11 protein-coding genes are annotated in these 15424 nt (G+C 70.9%); 5 read left to right on the top strand and 6 right to left on the bottom strand.

From position 1 onward, the window contains the following. The first annotated feature begins 255 nt into the window (after window positions 1-255). The 4 genes from ACFY3I_RS11535 (at window position 256) to ACFY3I_RS11520 (ending at window position 5388) form a co-directional block, all read left to right on the top strand. Window positions 256-1029 (top strand): isoprenyl transferase, encoded by a 774-nt coding sequence (locus ACFY3I_RS11535; RefSeq protein ID WP_390860392.1) that lies wholly within the window; start codon window positions 256-258, stop codon window positions 1027-1029. Window positions 1030-1438: 409 nt separating this feature from the next. Then, a complete protein-coding gene (locus ACFY3I_RS11530) occupies window positions 1439-2764 on the top strand; it encodes a PhoH family protein (protein WP_365293939.1) in 1326 nt (441 codons plus the stop codon). A 426-nt stretch (window positions 2765-3190) separates the two neighbouring features. Next, a complete protein-coding gene (locus tag ACFY3I_RS11525) occupies window positions 3191-3874 on the top strand; it encodes a transglycosylase SLT domain-containing protein (protein WP_365293941.1) in 684 nt (227 codons plus the stop codon). A 140-nt stretch (window positions 3875-4014) separates the two neighbouring features. Continuing rightward, window positions 4015-5388 carry an AI-2E family transporter gene (locus ACFY3I_RS11520; protein WP_390860391.1) on the top strand — a complete coding sequence of 458 codons (1374 nt, stop codon included), beginning with the start codon at window positions 4015-4017 and terminating at the stop codon, window positions 5386-5388. 101 nt (window positions 5389-5489) lie between these two features. Here the strand turns inward: ACFY3I_RS11520 and ACFY3I_RS11515 are convergent, their stop codons facing one another. From ACFY3I_RS11515 to ACFY3I_RS11495, 5 genes are all read right to left on the bottom strand, one after another. Beyond that, window positions 5490-7835: an ABC transporter permease gene (locus ACFY3I_RS11515; RefSeq protein ID WP_390860390.1), complete on the bottom strand. Its 2346-nt coding sequence runs from the start codon at window positions 7833-7835 to the stop codon at window positions 5490-5492. Further along, entirely contained in the window at window positions 7832-8521 is a 690-nt protein-coding gene (locus ACFY3I_RS11510; RefSeq protein ID WP_365293947.1) for an ABC transporter ATP-binding protein, read from the bottom strand. Before ACFY3I_RS11510 ends, ACFY3I_RS11515 begins: the two co-directional genes overlap by 4 nt. Further along, entirely contained in the window at window positions 8518-9042 is a 525-nt protein-coding gene (locus ACFY3I_RS11505; protein ID WP_365293949.1) for a PadR family transcriptional regulator, read from the bottom strand. Before ACFY3I_RS11505 ends, ACFY3I_RS11510 begins: the two co-directional genes overlap by 4 nt. A gap of 118 nt (window positions 9043-9160) precedes the next feature. Continuing rightward, a complete protein-coding gene (locus tag ACFY3I_RS11500; protein WP_365293951.1) occupies window positions 9161-9439 on the bottom strand; it encodes a hypothetical protein in 279 nt (92 codons plus the stop codon). Further along, window positions 9436-10353, bottom strand: coding sequence for an SPFH domain-containing protein (locus tag ACFY3I_RS11495; RefSeq protein WP_390860389.1), 918 nt, complete (start codon window positions 10351-10353; stop codon window positions 9436-9438). Before ACFY3I_RS11495 ends, ACFY3I_RS11500 begins: the two co-directional genes overlap by 4 nt. A 284-nt stretch (window positions 10354-10637) precedes the next feature. On the opposite strand from ACFY3I_RS11495, the gene ACFY3I_RS11490 reads away from it, so the two are divergent. Then, window positions 10638-13076 carry a transglycosylase domain-containing protein gene (locus ACFY3I_RS11490; RefSeq protein WP_390860388.1) on the top strand — a complete coding sequence of 813 codons (2439 nt, stop codon included), beginning with the start codon at window positions 10638-10640 and terminating at the stop codon, window positions 13074-13076. Between the two features lie 125 nt (window positions 13077-13201). Here the strand turns inward: ACFY3I_RS11490 and ACFY3I_RS11485 are convergent, their stop codons facing one another. After that, complete coding sequence (locus ACFY3I_RS11485) at window positions 13202-15274, bottom strand: SpoIIE family protein phosphatase (protein WP_390860387.1); 2073 nt, start codon at window positions 15272-15274, stop codon at window positions 13202-13204. Between the last annotated feature and the right edge of the window lie 150 nt (window positions 15275-15424).

Raw genomic sequence — 15424 nt, 5'->3', positions numbered from 1 at the left:
GGAACCCTCCCCGCCGCACTCGGCGCCGTACGCGCCTCGAACCCGCCCCGCCCCGCGCCCGGTCCGCACGCGTATCGGCACGCGTATCGGCACGCACCCGACCGCACCCGACCGCACCGCGACGCACCGGAACGCATTGGTACGCACCGGCTCCTGACCCCCCGGCGGCCCCTCCCCGCTTCGTCCGCCTCAACTCCCGGAGGGGTAGGCTTCGGCCCGCGGAACCCCGCAGCGAGACACGAGGGGCGGATTCAAGTGAACCTGCGCGACAAGCTGCGCGGCCTGCTCGTCAGGCTCTACGCACGCCGGGTGGAAGGCCACCTGGACCACGCTCAGGTGCCCAAGCACATCGGCGTCATCATGGACGGCAACCGCCGCTGGGCGAAGGCCGCCGGCTCCAGCACCGTGCACGGCCACCGGGCCGGCGCCGAGAAGATCGAGGAATTCCTCGGCTGGTGCTCCGAGACCGACGTCGAGGTCGTCACCCTCTGGCTGCTCTCCACGGACAACTTCGACCGCGCCAAGGAGGAGTTGGTCCCCCTCCTCGGCATCATCGAGGACGTGGTGCGCACCCTCGCCGCCGACGGCCGCTGGCGGGTCCACCACGTCGGCACCCCCGACCTGCTGCCCTCCCCGATGCAGAACGCGCTCAAGGAGGCCGAGGAGGCCACCGCGCACGTCGACGGAATACTGGTGAACGTCGCCATCGGCTACGGCGGCCGTCAGGAGATCGCCGACGCCGTCCGCTCGATGATCCTCGACGCCCACGACAAGGGCGTCGCGATGGAGGACCTCGCCGACTCCGTCACCGTCGACGCGATCGGCCGGCACCTCTACACCGGCGCCCAGCCCGATCCGGACCTGGTGATCCGCACCAGTGGCGAGCAGCGGCTGTCCGGATTCATGCTCTGGCAGACCGCGCACGCCGAGTACTACTTCTGCGAGGTCTTCTGGCCCGCGTTCCGCAAGGTCGACTTCCTGCGCGCGCTGCGGGACTACGCGGCCCGCCACCGCCGCTACGGCGGGTGACGTGTTCGTGACGGCGGACGCCGGCGCGGCATACGACTCCCGTCACCGTCGTCACGCTGGACGACCTCCCCGCCACGGCGGACGACCCCACCGCACCCATGAGGCGTGAATCACCCGTCTCGGGGCGCCAGTAACACGGAGTTCACCTGCGCGTCGTCGCAGACCGTGGCATGGCGGCGCATGTTCGAGGGCATAAGGCAAGCAGGTCGATGCCCGAACCACGGGCATCGGATCTCAGCGGGCGACTCGGGGTCGTCCGCCCGGGAGGCCCTTTGCACCAGCCCTACCGTGCGGTCACGGCACGGAAGAAGCAGCGGGGGGCCGGTTTTCGGCCCGTGCAGGGTGGCCGTCAACCGGTCCAGCTCCTCTTCGTCGCTCCCCGACCTCATCCGAGGGGGTACGTCCTTCCGTGGTGACCAGCACAACGCGCCGCAAGTCCGACCGGCGCACCTATGTTCTCGACACCAGCGTCCTGCTGGCCGACCCCAATGCCATGACCCGCTTCGACGAGCACGAGGTCGTGCTTCCGATCGTGGTGGTCACGGAACTGGAGGCCAAACGGCACCATCCCGAACTCGGCTACTTCGCCCGGCAGGCCCTGCGCCTGCTCGACGACTACCGGGTCCGGCACGGCCGTCTGGACGCGCCCATCCCGATCGGGGATCTCGGCGGCACGATCCGTGTCGAGCTCAATCACTCGGACCCCAGCGTGCTGCCCAGCGGCTACCGCCTGGGGGACAACGACTCCCGCATCCTCGCGGTGGCCCGCAACCTGCAGGCCGAGGGATACGACGTCACCGTCGTCTCGAAGGACCTCCCGCTCAGGATCAAGGCGTCGTCGGTCGGCCTGCTGGCCGAGGAGTACCGCGCCGAGCTCGCCATCACGGGCGCCTCGGGCTGGACCGGAATGTCCGAACTGACGCTCTCCGGCGAACAGGTGGACATCCTCTTCGAGGAAGGGCACGTGTACGTCCCGGAGGCGTCCGACCTCCCCGTGCACACCGGCCTGACCATCCAGTCCGAGCGTGGCAAGGCACTCGGCCGGGTGACGGCCGACGGCAACGTCCGGGTGGTGCGCGGCGACCGGGAGGCGTTCGGCATCAAGGGCCGCAGCGCCGAACAGCGCATCGCGCTCGATCTGCTGCTCGACCCGGACGTCGGGATCGTGTCCATGGGCGGCCGGGCCGGCACCGGCAAGTCGGCGCTGGCGCTGTGCGCGGGTCTGGAGGCGGTCCTGGAGCGCCGCCAGCACAAGAAGGTGATGGTCTTCCGTCCGCTGTACGCGGTCGGCGGGCAGGAGCTGGGCTATCTGCCCGGCTCCGAGTCCGAGAAGATGAGCCCCTGGGCGCAGGCGGTCTTCGACACCCTTTCGGCGGTCACCAGCCGTGACGTCATCGAGGAGGTCACCGCACGCGGGATGCTGGAGGTGCTGCCGCTCACCCACATCCGCGGCCGCTCCCTGCACGACGCGTTCGTGATCGTGGACGAGGCCCAGTCGCTGGAACGGAACGTCCTGCTGACCGTTCTGTCCCGGATCGGTGCGAATTCGAGGGTGGTTCTGACCCATGACGTCGCCCAGCGGGACAACCTCCGGGTGGGCCGGTACGACGGCGTGGTCGCGGTGGTGGAGAAGCTGAAGGGGCATCCGCTCTTCGCGCACGTCACCCTCACCCGGTCCGAGAGGTCCCAGATCGCCGCCCTTGTGACCGAAATGCTGGAGGACGGACACCTCTGACGCATCTGATCCAAGTGACCGACTTGGGTTGATTACCCACTCGTTGGCGCCGTCCGGCAAAGGCCATGACCCTAGCCGGGCGGCGCCTTCGCGCGTGTGGGTTTCCTGAAATCCCCTGGGGGAAACGGGATGTGAGCTTTCACACGCAACTCGGAATTGCCACCCGGCGTCGGGTTACGGCAGAGTCTCAGTCCTGTCAGGCCCCGCATACGACACACCTGTACCCCCAGCGGTACGGCAACACAGAAGCACCACGGCTAATTCCATAGCGACGTCGTATGCCGCCCGAGCATCACACGGCGTTCCCCCCGGGGAGCCGCCCGACGGGCCCGTGCCTCCCGTGACCCCGCAGTTGGGAGGCCAGCGTCAGGGGAACGATTGCGTCCGCCAGGGTCACCGAAGCGGACGATGCTGGAAGGAAACCGTGTGAGCCGGATTTCGGTCCGGGGATTCGCAGTGGCCTCGGCCACCGCGGTCACCGCCGTCGGAAGCGTTGTCGGTGTTGCCTCGGGCAGCGTCGCACAGCCCAACGACGCTGAGGCGACGGCAGCCGACGCCACGCTTCTCGCGGACATCCCCGCGGGTCAGCAGGCGACGGTGCAGACCGCGTCCCTGACGCAGCAGGCCGACGCCGTGGCCATCCAGGCCGACGCGAGTGCCAAGAAGGACGCCGAGCAGGCGGCCCGGGTGGCGGCGGCCAAGGCCGCGACCGCCAAGAAGGCCGAGGCCGAGCAGGCGGCGAAGGAAGCCAAGGAGCGCGCCGAGGCGAAGGAAGCGGCCAGCCGCTCCTCTGTCACCTTCGCGGTCCAGAGCTCGTACTCCGTGTCGCAGATCCAGGCGATGGCGCAGCAGATGGTCGCCAGCGGCCAGTTCCAGTGCTTCAGCAACATCGTGAGCCACGAGTCCGGCTGGAACTACCAGGCGGTCAACGCCTCCTCCGGTGCCTACGGTCTCTTCCAGGCGCTGCCCGGCTCCAAGATGTCCTCCGTGGGCGCCGACTGGCAGACCAACCCGGCCACCCAGATCAAGTGGGGCCTGAACTACATGAACTCCCGGTACGGCAGCCCCTGCCAGGCCTGGTCGTTCTGGCAGGCCAACAGCTGGTACTAGAGGCCGCTCGGCTTCTCTCAACCTTCGACAGCCCCTCCCCGTCCTAGGGGGAGGGGCTGTCGCCCTGTACGGTCGGATCGAACGACTCCAGGGGTGAGCAGGTGAGGAGCACCCGGAGACACGGGGAAAGAGAGCGGAACATGTCGCGAGTGCCCCACTGGCTCGGCAGGCTCGGCGCCGGACTGAGCGAGATGGGCGAGCGGTTGGACGAGCGCCGGGCCGAGGTGGAGCGCGAGCTCGCCGAGCCGGAACCGCCCGTGGTACCCGCCCAGGCCGCTTCCGCTCCCGAACCGGCGCCCGCCGCCGCCCCCCGGCCCGTTCGCAAGCCCGTGCCACGCCCCGACCCGGTCACGGCCATCCCCTGGGGGGTGCGGGTCGCCGCCGAGGCCGGCTGGCGGCTGCTGGTGCTGGCCGGCACGGTCTGGATCCTGATGCGGGTCATCAGCGCCGTCCAACTCGTGGTGTTCGCCTTCGTCATCGCGCTGCTCGTCACCGCGCTGCTGCAGCCCACGGTCGCGCGGCTGTGCCGTTACGGGATGCCCCGCGGCCCCGCCACCGCGCTCACCGCCATCTCCGGGTTCGTGGTGATCGGCCTGATGGGCTGGTTCGTGACCTGGCAGGTCATGGAGAACGTCGACACGCTCTCCGACCAGGTCCAGAACGGCATCGACGACCTGCGGGACTGGCTGCTCAAGGGGCCCTTCCACGTCACCGACAAACAGATCAACCAGATCGCCAAGAACCTCCGCGAGGCGATCGGCGCCAACACCGACCAGATCACCTCGTTCGGCCTGGAGGGCGTCCAGGTCGTCGTGGAGGCCCTGACCGGCATCCTGCTGGTCTTCTTCTCCACGCTCTTCCTGCTCTACGACGGCGCGCGGATCTGGCAGTGGTTCCTCAAGCTGGTGCCCGCCGCCGCCCGCGAGGGAGTGGCCGGGGCCGGCCCGCGCGCCTGGCGCACGCTCACCGCGTACGTCCGCGGCACGGTCCTGGTCGCGCTCATCGACGCCATCTGCATCGGCCTGGGCATCTACTTCCTGGACGTCCCGATGGCCGTCCCGCTCGCCGTGTTCATCTTCCTGTTCTCGTTCATCCCGCTGGTCGGTGCCGTCGCCTCGGGCGCCCTCGCGGTGGTGGTCGCGCTCGTCACCCAGGGCGTCTTCACCGCGGTCATGACCCTCGTCGTCGTCCTGGCGGTCCAGCAGATCGAGGGCCACATCCTGCAGCCGTTCATCCTCGGCCGCGCGGTCCGCGTCCATCCGCTCGCGGTGGTCCTCACGGTCGCGGCCGGCGGCATGGTCGCCGGCATCGGCGGCGCGGTGGTCGCCGTGCCGCTGGTGGCGGTGACGAACACGGTGGTCAGCTATCTGCACCAGTACTCGCGCGAACGGTACGAGGGCGAGGAACCGGCCGAACCGGCGTCCGAGACGTCGGTGACCGCCGAGGACACCGGGGACACGGCGGGCGTCCGGGCCGACGTGGGATCCGGGAACGCGGAGGACCCCGCTCACTGAGACGAGCGGGGTCCACGGGGCGGCGGTGCCCACTCGACCTCGGTGAGCACGGCCTCCGCGTCCAGCGCCACGGCCGGCCGGGACCTCCGGCCGGCGGACCGCTACTCCGTCCGCAGGCCGTCCGGGCGCATCAGGCGCAGCAGCGGCGGCAGGCTCAGCAGTGTCACCGCGAGGACGACCGCGGCGCCGAAGCCGGCCATCGCCGCCACGCCGGGCCAGTCCACCCGGACCGTGGAGCCGACCATCTTCAGCAGGACCGTGCCGAGCGTCAGGCCCACCACACCGGCCAGCACCAGACCGAGCCCGACCGGGATCGCCGTCTGCCACAGCACCGACAGGCTCAGCGTGCGGCGCCTGGTGCCGAAGGCGACCAGCGCCGACAGCAGCTTCTTGCGCTCGCGCAGCTGCTCCAGCTGACCGACCAGCAGGCTCGCCCCGATCAGCGACAGCACGGCGGCGGCGCCGACGAACAGCCCGTTGCGGATGGAGTCGAACTCGCCGTCCCGCTCGAACGTGGTCAGCGTCTGCGCCTGCATCAGCGGGTCGATCCGGACCGCCGTGTTGATCACGTACTCGTTGGCGTCACGGACCGCGGAGTCCATGGACAGGTAGACGACGCCCTGCACCGCGGTGCTGGCACCGTGCGGCAGCGCGCCCGGGGTGAGCAGGAAGCCGCTGCGCTTGTAGCCGGTGGGGTCCTCGCGGCTCTGTGCCTGCTTGAGCCCGGCCGGTACCGTCCACGGGCTGACGGGACGGTTGTCCTCGCCGTCGTAGGCGGGGTTGAGGTAGAGCGTCCGGCCGTGCCTCTCGCCGGCCGTCAGCAGCTTCGTCGTCTCGGAGTCGGCGTCGGAGCCCTTGAGTACGAACGAGTCGCCGTCGTGGCAGGACGGGAGGGTCGCCACCTCGCGCAGCGAGGCGCAGCTGCCGACGCTCACCGAGGCGGTCTGCTGCGGCTCCTTCCTGCGGTCGCCCGCCTGGCCGTCGGCGATCGAGACCACCTTGAGCACGCCCTTGGTACCGGACATGGCCTTGGCCACCTCGGGCACCGGGACGCCGTTCGGCACCTGGACCTCCATCTGGGCGCGGGTGAGGTCGTTGCCGGTCAGCTTGGTGTAGTCGGCCTGGACGCCGGAGAACAGCATCTGGAGGGCGATCGCGCCGGCCACCGCCACCGCGATGCCGTTCACCAGGCGTGCGGCCGTGCCGCTGCTCAACTGGAGTCGGCGTACCGCCAGTTGCCAGGCCACCGCGCCCCGGCCGAGCCGTGCCACGACCGCTTCGACGACCCACGGCAGCAGGGCGGTGATACCGACCAGGAGCAGCAGGACACCGCCGGTGACCAGGTACTCGTTGAAGTCGCCGTTGGTGCGGCCCTGTCCGATCATCGGGTAGAGCGCGGCCAGACCGGCCACCGGCAGCAGCAGCCGCCACCACAGCCGGCGCCGTCGGGGCTTCGCCGTCCGCACCACGCCGAGCGGTTCGATGACCACCCCGCGCAGGGTGAACATGGTCACCAGCACGGCCGCCGCCGGGACGGTGACGGCCACCAGCGCGGCCAGCAGCGGCGAGGGGTTGAGGTAGCTCGGGAACACACTGGTGCCGAACACCTCGGCGTTGCCCGCGAACTGGCGGCCGAGCAGGAAGAAGCCGATGCCGAAGACCAGGCCGAGCAGCGCGCCCGCCATCGCCTCGCCGGCCGCGATCCGCCGTACCATCCGGCCGTCGGAGCCGACCAGCCGCAGCGCGGCCAGCCGCCGGTCGCGGCGCTCGCCGCCGAAACGGACGGCGGCCGCGACGAACACGGCGACCGGCATCAGCAGCACCACGAACACCACGAGGACCAGCAGGGTCAGGACCGGGTCGGTCTCCGCGTCCGGCGACCTCGGGCTGCCGAAGTGGTCGATCCGGGCGACGTTCGGCGGATCGATGTGGTCGGCGAGGCTGTCGGAGCCCGCGTAGTAGGCGAGTTCCTGCGAGCCGGTGAGTCCGCTCTCCGCGATGGTGGCGGTGATCCGGTACGGCAGCCGGGCGCGCAGCAGTGCGCCGTCGGGGGAGTCGAGCAGCCGCTTCAGCGCGGGCGAGACGGCCATGGCGCCGTCGGCCGGGTAGGCGCTGAGCCCGGGCGGAACCGGTGCCTTCGCGCCCTCGCGCTGGATCATCCGGCCGCGGATGTCCTTGCCGTGGTAGGGGGTCTCGATGTCGGCGACGACGAACGTCTTCTCGCCGGCCTTCATGTGGTCGTAGACGTACGTGTAGTCCGCCCGCGCCACATCGCGCTGGTGGCGCACGGCCAGCGCGCTCGGGAGGGCCGTGGTGAGGAGCAGCAGAGCCACTCCGAGGCCCACCCCGATGGCCGTCAGCGTAGCCCGGAACCAGCCCTCGCGTCCGCCTCCGAAGGCGAACCGGACCCCCAGACCCAGGTCCCTGGACCACTGCCTGACGTTCATACCGCCCGCTCCATGTCCCTGGACCTGCCGTCGCGTACGACGATCTCGCGGTCCGAGTAGGCGGCCACCCGGGCCTCGTGGGTGACGAGGACGACGGCCGCGTTGGTGGAGCGCGCCGCTTCCGTCAGCAGCTCCATCACGCGCTCGCCGTTCAGGGAGTCCAGCGCGCCGGTGGGTTCGTCGGCGAACAGCACCCGGGGCTTGGTCACCAGTGCCCGGGCCACCGCGACCCGCTGCCCCTGGCCGCCGGAGACCTCGCCGGGCCGCTTGCGGCTCAGGTCGTCGACCTCCAGCTTCTGCATCCAGCCGAGCGCGGTCTGTTCGGCCTCCTTGCGGGAGGTGCCGTTCAGCCGCAGCGGCAGCGCCACGTTCTCCACGCACGTCAGCTCGGGGACCAGCTGGCCGAACTGGAAGACGAACCCGAACTCGCTGCGGCGCAGGGCGCTGCGCTGGGTGTCGTTCATGGTGGCCATCTCGCGCCCGGCGTAGAGGATCGAGCCCGAGTCGGGCTGCACGATCCCGGCGAGACAGTGCAGGAGGGTCGACTTGCCGGAGCCGGACGGTCCCATCACGGCGACGACCTCGCCCGGATGTATGGAGAACCCGGCGCCGTCGAGCGCGAGCGTGGGGCCGTAGGCCTTGCGCAGGTCCTCGGCCGCGAGCAGTGAGCCGGCGGGAGCGGTCACTTGGTCACCTCCGTGCGGAGCTTGTCGAGGCGGGCGGCGGTGAGCTCGAGCCACCGCAGGTCGGCCTCCAGGTGGAACAGGGCGTGGTCGCAGACGAGCTGGTCGGCGAGGTCGCCCCGGCGCTTGCGGTCGGTGAGGATGCGCATGCTGCGCAGGTGCTCGGAGCGCTGGCTGTCGAGGACGTCGCCGGCGTCGCGGTGGGTCAGCAGGGCGAGCACGACCTTGGTGTACAGGGTCGACTGGAGGTACTCCTCCGGCTTCTCCGGAGTCGCCAGCCACTTCTCGACGTCGGTGACGCCCGCGTCGGTGATGGCGTACCGCTTGCGCTCGGGGCCGCCGCCGGCCTCGATGCCGTCGACCTCCACCAGACCGTTCTTCAGCAGGCGGGACATCGTCGAGTAGACCTGGCCGTAGTGCAGCGGCCGGTCGTGACCGAACTTCTCGTCGAAGGCCCGCTTCAGGTCGTAACCGTGGCGCGGGCCGGACTCCAGGATCCCCAGGAGGGTGTGGCCAATGGACATGAAACGCACTCTACACACGGTGTATACGCCCTATGTATACGCACCGTGTGTAGATCATGGCCGCCGGTGTGGACGTGCAGGTGGGGGCCGTTTGTCACGGTTGTGCGACAGCGCGGTGTCACCGGGCGCGGGGCTGCCCCGGCTCCGGTCCCGGAGAGTCGGGGGCGGGGCCGGCCGGGGGGCGGCCGCGGCGGGGGAGGGGGCCCGTCTCGCCGGGGAGCCGCCCGGCCTCGGCGAGGGCGCGCCGCAGCAGGAACTCGATCTGCGCGTTGGCCGACCGCAACTCGTCCCCGGCCCAGCGCGCCAGCGCCTCGTACACGGCCGGGTCCAGCCGCAGCAGCACCTGCTTGCGCTGCTGCGGCCGACGCCGCGGCGCCTCCTCGGGCGAGTCCGTCACTGGTACAGCGTCCCGGTGTTCAGCACCGGCTGCGGGGCCCGGTCCCCGCAGAGCACCACCATCAGGTTGGACACCATCGCCGCCTTGCGCTCCTCGTCCAGCTCCACGATGTCCTGCTCCGCGATCCGCGCGAGTGCCGCCTCCACCATGCCCACCGCGCCGTCGACGATCTGCCGCCGCGCGGCCACCACCGCGCCGGCCTGCTGCCGCTGGAGCATCGCCGAGGCGATCTCGGGCGCGTACGCGAGGTGCGTGAAACGTGACTCCACGACCCGCACCCCGGCCGCCTCCACCCGCGCCTGGAGCTCGACGGCCAGCTTCTCGGTGATCTCCTCGGCGTTGCCGCGCAGCGACAGCCCGTCCTCGTCGTGCGCGTCGTACGGGTACTCGATGGCGATGTGCCGTACGGCGGTCTCGGTCTGCGTCGCGACGAACTTCGTGTAGTCGTCCACCTCGAAGACGGCCCGTGCGGTGTCCTCGACCTTCCAGACGACGACCGCGGCGAGCTCGATCGGGTTGCCGTAGGCGTCGTTGACCTTGAGCACGGCGGTCTCGTGGTTGCGGACCCGGGTGGAGATCTTCGTGCGCGCGGTGAAGGGGTTGACCCAGCGCAGCCCGTCCTGCCGGATCGTGCCCCGGTACCGCCCGAAGAGCTGCACTACCCGTGCCTCGCCCGGCGCCACCGTGTTCAGGCCGCGCATCGCGATGACGGCCGCCAGGAAGACGACGACGCCTCCGACGGCGAAGCCGGCGTTCACGGAGGCGGCCGCGAACAGCGCGACGGCGGCGGCGAGGCCCAGCAGGCCCAGCAGCAGGGCGAGTCCGCCGCTGATGCTGTGCGCTGCGAACTCCCGTACCCGCGGAGCCGGCATCTCGGGTATGTCGGCGGCCGTCGAGGAGTCGTGAGCGGACATGGTTTCCCCCTTGGTGACTGAGTGGACGACGGGCGGCGGTGACGTGCACCGTCTAGCTTCCTTCTATCCAAGTGATATCACTTTGTTCCTCCAGGCAACCCTGGGCGTCTCTCGCTCGTCGGTTCCGTTGGAGCGGGGTGCTGATTGTCACGTCCGTATAGGGCGGATCGTCTGCTCTTTGTCATAGAGAGCGGTGTTAGCTTTCTGAGCTGACCTGAGCCACGTACTTGTGTGACACCCGTACACACGTGTGACAGCCGAGACGAAGCGGAGCAGACGGACTCATGGGACGAGCGGAAGAGAGAAAAGCGCGTCAGCGCGGCGGCCGCCGCGCCGCGCCCGAGCGCCGCTCGTCGCCGCCGGCCGCACCCGGGGCACCCGAGATACTCGAGTCCCCGGGCGGCACCACGACGGCCGTCGGGCCCTCCCAGGCCGAGGGCGGCACCCGCGCGGAACGCCGCAAGGCCGCCGCGAAGGGGAACTCCGCCAAGGGGAGCTCCGCCAAGGGCGGCAAGCCCGCCAAGGGCCGGATACGCCGGCTGTTCACCTGGAAGAAGATGCTCGGCACCTTCTTCGCCTTCTGCCTGCTCGGCATCGGCGGCTTCATCGTGCTGTACATGATGGTGTCGGTCCCCGCGGGCAACTCCCTCGCGCAGACGCAGAGCAACGTCTACAAGTACAGCGACGGCTCGGTCCTGGCCCGCAAGGGCACCGTCAACCGCGAGATCGTGGACCTCTCCAAGGTCCCGAAGGACGTCCAGCACACCTTCGTCGCCGCGGAGAACAAGTCGTTCTACAGCGACAACGGCATCGACCTGAAGGGCATGGCCCGCGGCCTCTACAACACCGCGCGCGGCCGCGGCACCCAGGGCGGTTCGACGATCACCCAGCAGTACGTCAAGAACTACTACCTGGACCAGAACCAGACCGTCACGCGCAAGCTGAAGGAACTGGTCATCTCCCTGAAGGTGGACCGCGAGAAGTCCAAGGACGACATCCTCGCGGGCTACATCAACACCAGCTACTACGGCCGGGGCGCCTACGGCATCCAGGCCGCCGCCCAGGCCTACTACCGCGTCGACGCCCAGGACCTCACGGTCGAACAGGGCGCCTACCTGGCCGCGCTGCTCCAGGCGCCCAGCCAGTACGACTGGGCGGTGGCGGGCCCCATCGGCAAGAAGCTGGTGGTGGACCGGTGGAACTACACCCTGAACAACATGGTCGGCCAGGGCTGGCTGGACAAGACCAAGCGTGACGGCATGACGTTCCCCAAGCCCAAGGAGCCGAAGGCCGCCTCCGGACTGGAGGGCCAGAAGGGCTACCTGGTCGAACTGGCCAACACCCAGCTGGAGAACCAGCTGATGAAGACCCAGGGCCTCACCCGCTCCGAGGCGGAGGCCCAGGTCGTGGACCAGGGCTGGACGATCACCCTCAACATCGACCCGAAGCGGCAGGCCAAGCTGGAGGCGGCCGTCAAGAGCCAGCTCACCGGCAAGCTCGACGGCAAGAAGCGGACGGTCGACAAGAACGTCCAGGCCGGCGCCGTCTCCGTCGACCCGAAGACGGGCAGGATCGTCGCCCTGTACGGCGGCATCGACTACTACAAGCACTACACGAACAACGCCACCCGCGCCGACTACCAGCCGGCCTCCACCTTCAAGCCGATCATCCTCGCCGCGGCCCTGGACCAGAACGCCAAGACGCAGGACGGCAAGGAGATCAACGCCAACACGGTCTACGACGGCACCAGCCGCCGCCCGGTCAAGGGCAGCGACATCGCCTTCTCGCCGCCGAACGAGGACAACGCCGACTACGGCGACATCACCGTGCAGACGGCGATGAACAAGTCCGTCAACTCGGTGTTCGCGCAGATGGGCGTCGACGTCGGCATGAAGAACGTGATGAAGGCCGCCGACGACCTCGGCCTGGACACCACGAACCTGCCGGCGGTGCCCGCGCAGACCCTGGGCAGCATGGGCGCCAGCCCGCTGGAGATGGCCGGGGTGTACGCCACCCTCGACAACCACGGCAAGAAGGTCACCCCGACCATCCTCGCGTCGGCGGAGAAGACCGGCCGCAGGGTCGATCCGCCGGACCCGGTCGGCGACCCGGTGATCAGCATGAGCGCCGCCGACCAGGTGACCTCGGTCCTGACCGGCGTGGTCGACGACGGTACGGCCAAGGTGTCCGTCGCCCAGAACCCGCTGCGCAAGGGCCAGCAGGTGGCCGGCAAGACGGGTACCTCCGACAACAACAAGTCGGCCTGGTTCACCGGCTACACGCCCGACCTGGTGACGTCGGTCGGTCTGTTCGGTGAGGACTACAAGAAGCACAGCCAGGTGTCCCTCACCGGCGCCACCGGTCTGATCCCCGGCACCGGCCGTATCAACGGTGGCGGTTACCCGGCGCAGATCTGGGCGACGTACACCTTCGGTGTCACGAAGAAGCAGAAGTTCGACCTGAACACCGACCTGGGCGCGGCCGTCCAGCCCACGCTGACCCCGTCGAAGTCCGCGACCCCGTCCGAGACGCCGTCGCAGACCCCGAGCCAGACCCCGACGAAGTCCGCGCCGCCGTCCAACACGCCGTCGAACACGCCGAGCCAGAGCGCGACGACGTCGGCACCGCCGCCGTCCAACACGCCGTCGAACTCGCCGAGCCAGTCCCCGACGGGCGGCATCACCGACAACCCGCTGGATCCGGCGGCGGACGACTTCCAGTAGTCGTCCGGCCGCGGGCCCGGTGGGGGCCGTTCGCGCAGTTCCCCGCGCCCCTTGAGGGCGCTGCGGCCGACGCCCCTGAAAGGGGCGCGGGGAACTGCGCGACAAGCCACCACCGGCCGGCGGCGCTACCGGTTCAGTTCGAACCAGACGACCTTGCCGGTGCTCAGCCGGGTCGCCCCCCAGCGCCGGGCCAGCCGGTTCAGCAGGTACAGTCCCCGGCCGCCCTCGTCCGTCGCCCGGGCCTGCCGCAGCCGCGGCAACTGCGGCACGTCGTCGCCGACTTCGCAGCGCAGCACGTCGGTCCGCAGCAGCCGCAGCGTCACCGGCCGCGACGCGTACCGCACCGCGTTGGTCACGACCTCGCTGACCAGCAGCTCCACGGAGTCGCTCAGCTCCTCCAGCCCCCAGCGCGCCAGCGCCCGCCGGGCCAGCCGCCGGGCCCGCCCGGGCGCCGCGTCCTCCGGCTCCAGGAACCAGTACGCCACGTCGCTCGGCGCGATCCCGTCGAACCGGGCCGCGAGCAGCGCGATGTCGTCGTCGCGGTCACCGGGCCCGAGCATGTCGAGCACCTCGTCGCACAGCGCTTCCAGCGGCGGCGGATGGTCCGGCCCGGTCAGCTGCGCGGTCGCGGCGAGCTTCTCCCGCAGCTGCTCTATCCCGGTCCACACGTCCCGCAGCCGGGACTCCACGAGACCGTCGGTGTACAGCAGCAGCGTCGCCCCGGCCGGCGCGTCCAGCTCCACCGCCTCGAAGTCGACCCCGCCGACCCCGATCGGTGCCCCCGCCGGCACCCGCAGCACCTCGGCATGACCGCCCAGGTGCAGCAGGACCGGCGGCGGATGGCCCGCGTTGGCGATGGTGATGCGGTGCGACACCGGGTCGTAGACCGCGTACAGGCAGGTCGCCATCCGGTCGGTGCCCAGCCGCTGCGCCTGCTCGTCCAGGTGGTGCAGCACCTCCTGCGGCGGCAGGTCCAGACCCGCCAGCGTCTGCGCGGTGGTGCGCAGCTGGCCCATGATGGCCGCCGACGTCATCGAGTGCCCCATGACGTCGCCCACCACCAGCGCCACCCGGCTGCCCGGCAGCGGGATCGCGTCGTACCAGTCGCCGCCGACCCGCGCGGTCTCCGCCGCGGGCAGGTAGCGCGAGGCCAGCCGTACGCCGGTGGCGCTCGGCAGGTGCTCCGGCAGCATGGTCCGCTGCAGCTCGTCGGCGATGTAGGCCTCCCGGCCGTACAGCACCGCCTTGTCGATGCCGAGCGCGCTGTGCGTGGCCAGCTGGGCGGCGACCAGCAGGTCGTCCGCCTCGAAGGCGAGCCGCTCCGGGCGGCGCAGGAACAGCGCGGCGCCGATCACCCGGCGCCGGCCGCGCAGCGGCGCGAGGATCGCGTGCTGTCCGCCGGGTACGAGCGCCTCGGCGCCCGCGCCGAGCAGTTCGGGCAGCGCCGAGCGGGCGGCGGGGGAGTCGGCGAAGACCGGCCGTACGCCCCGCAGCACCTCGTTGAGCGCCCCGCCCGGCCGGACCTCGCACAGCTCGGCCGTGAGCGCGGCCAGGCCGATGTCGGCCGCGTCCGGCTCCGGGACGGGCAGCGGCGGAAAACCGTCGGTGTCCCGGTCCTCGGGGATCCGGTCGGTACGGCGCAGCCGCAGCACCACCGGGCCGACCGGCCGCTCGTCGCCGACCGGCAGCGGGTCGCGCAGATAGACCAGGATCGCGTCCGAGAAGGTCGGCACGGTCGCCCGGCACAGCCCCATCACGATCTCGTCCAGGTCCATGCCGCGGGCGATCCGGCGGGTGGCGGCGCCGACGAAGCGCAGCCGGTCGCCGTCCCGGCGCATCGGCATGGGCCGCCCGGGCGGCAGGCCGCGTCCGGTACGGCGCTCCTGGGCGGCCGAGCCCGCCGACCGTTCCTGGTCGGCGCCGGGCTGCGGCGGAATGCCCTCCGGCGTGGGGCGCGGCCGGTGCGGATCGGGCTCAGCGCTGGTGGGCTGGGCGTGCTCGGGGCCGTTGACGGAGTGCTCCTTGGACGTACTGGTACCGGGACCGGAGGGCGTCTCCTCCGCGCGGGCCTGCGGCGGTAAGGCGGTGGCGCCGAGCGGACGGGCCTGCGGCTGCGGGGTACGCAGCAGCGCCCCGCGGGTCTCCGCGGGGTCGGCGCCCGGCTGTGGGCGCTCGTAGGACGTGGGCTGCTCCGTCACGCGTGTCGAATCCGTCCGTCCGGGGCTGCGCGCCGGGCACGCAGGTGGTCCCGCCGAAACTCCGATACCCGGATTGCGTGTCCCAGGAACGGATTTCCGGCGTGGCGGGCGGCCGTCTCCGTGTCACCGCCGGACGATCTACGGGTCGCG

The organism is Streptomyces sp. NPDC001068 (genome assembly GCF_042897315.1).
Lineage (GTDB): Bacteria > Actinomycetota > Actinomycetes > Streptomycetales > Streptomycetaceae > Streptomyces.
The sequence above is the reverse complement of the archived record's forward strand: the minus strand, read 5'-3'. Positions and strand labels throughout refer to the sequence as shown.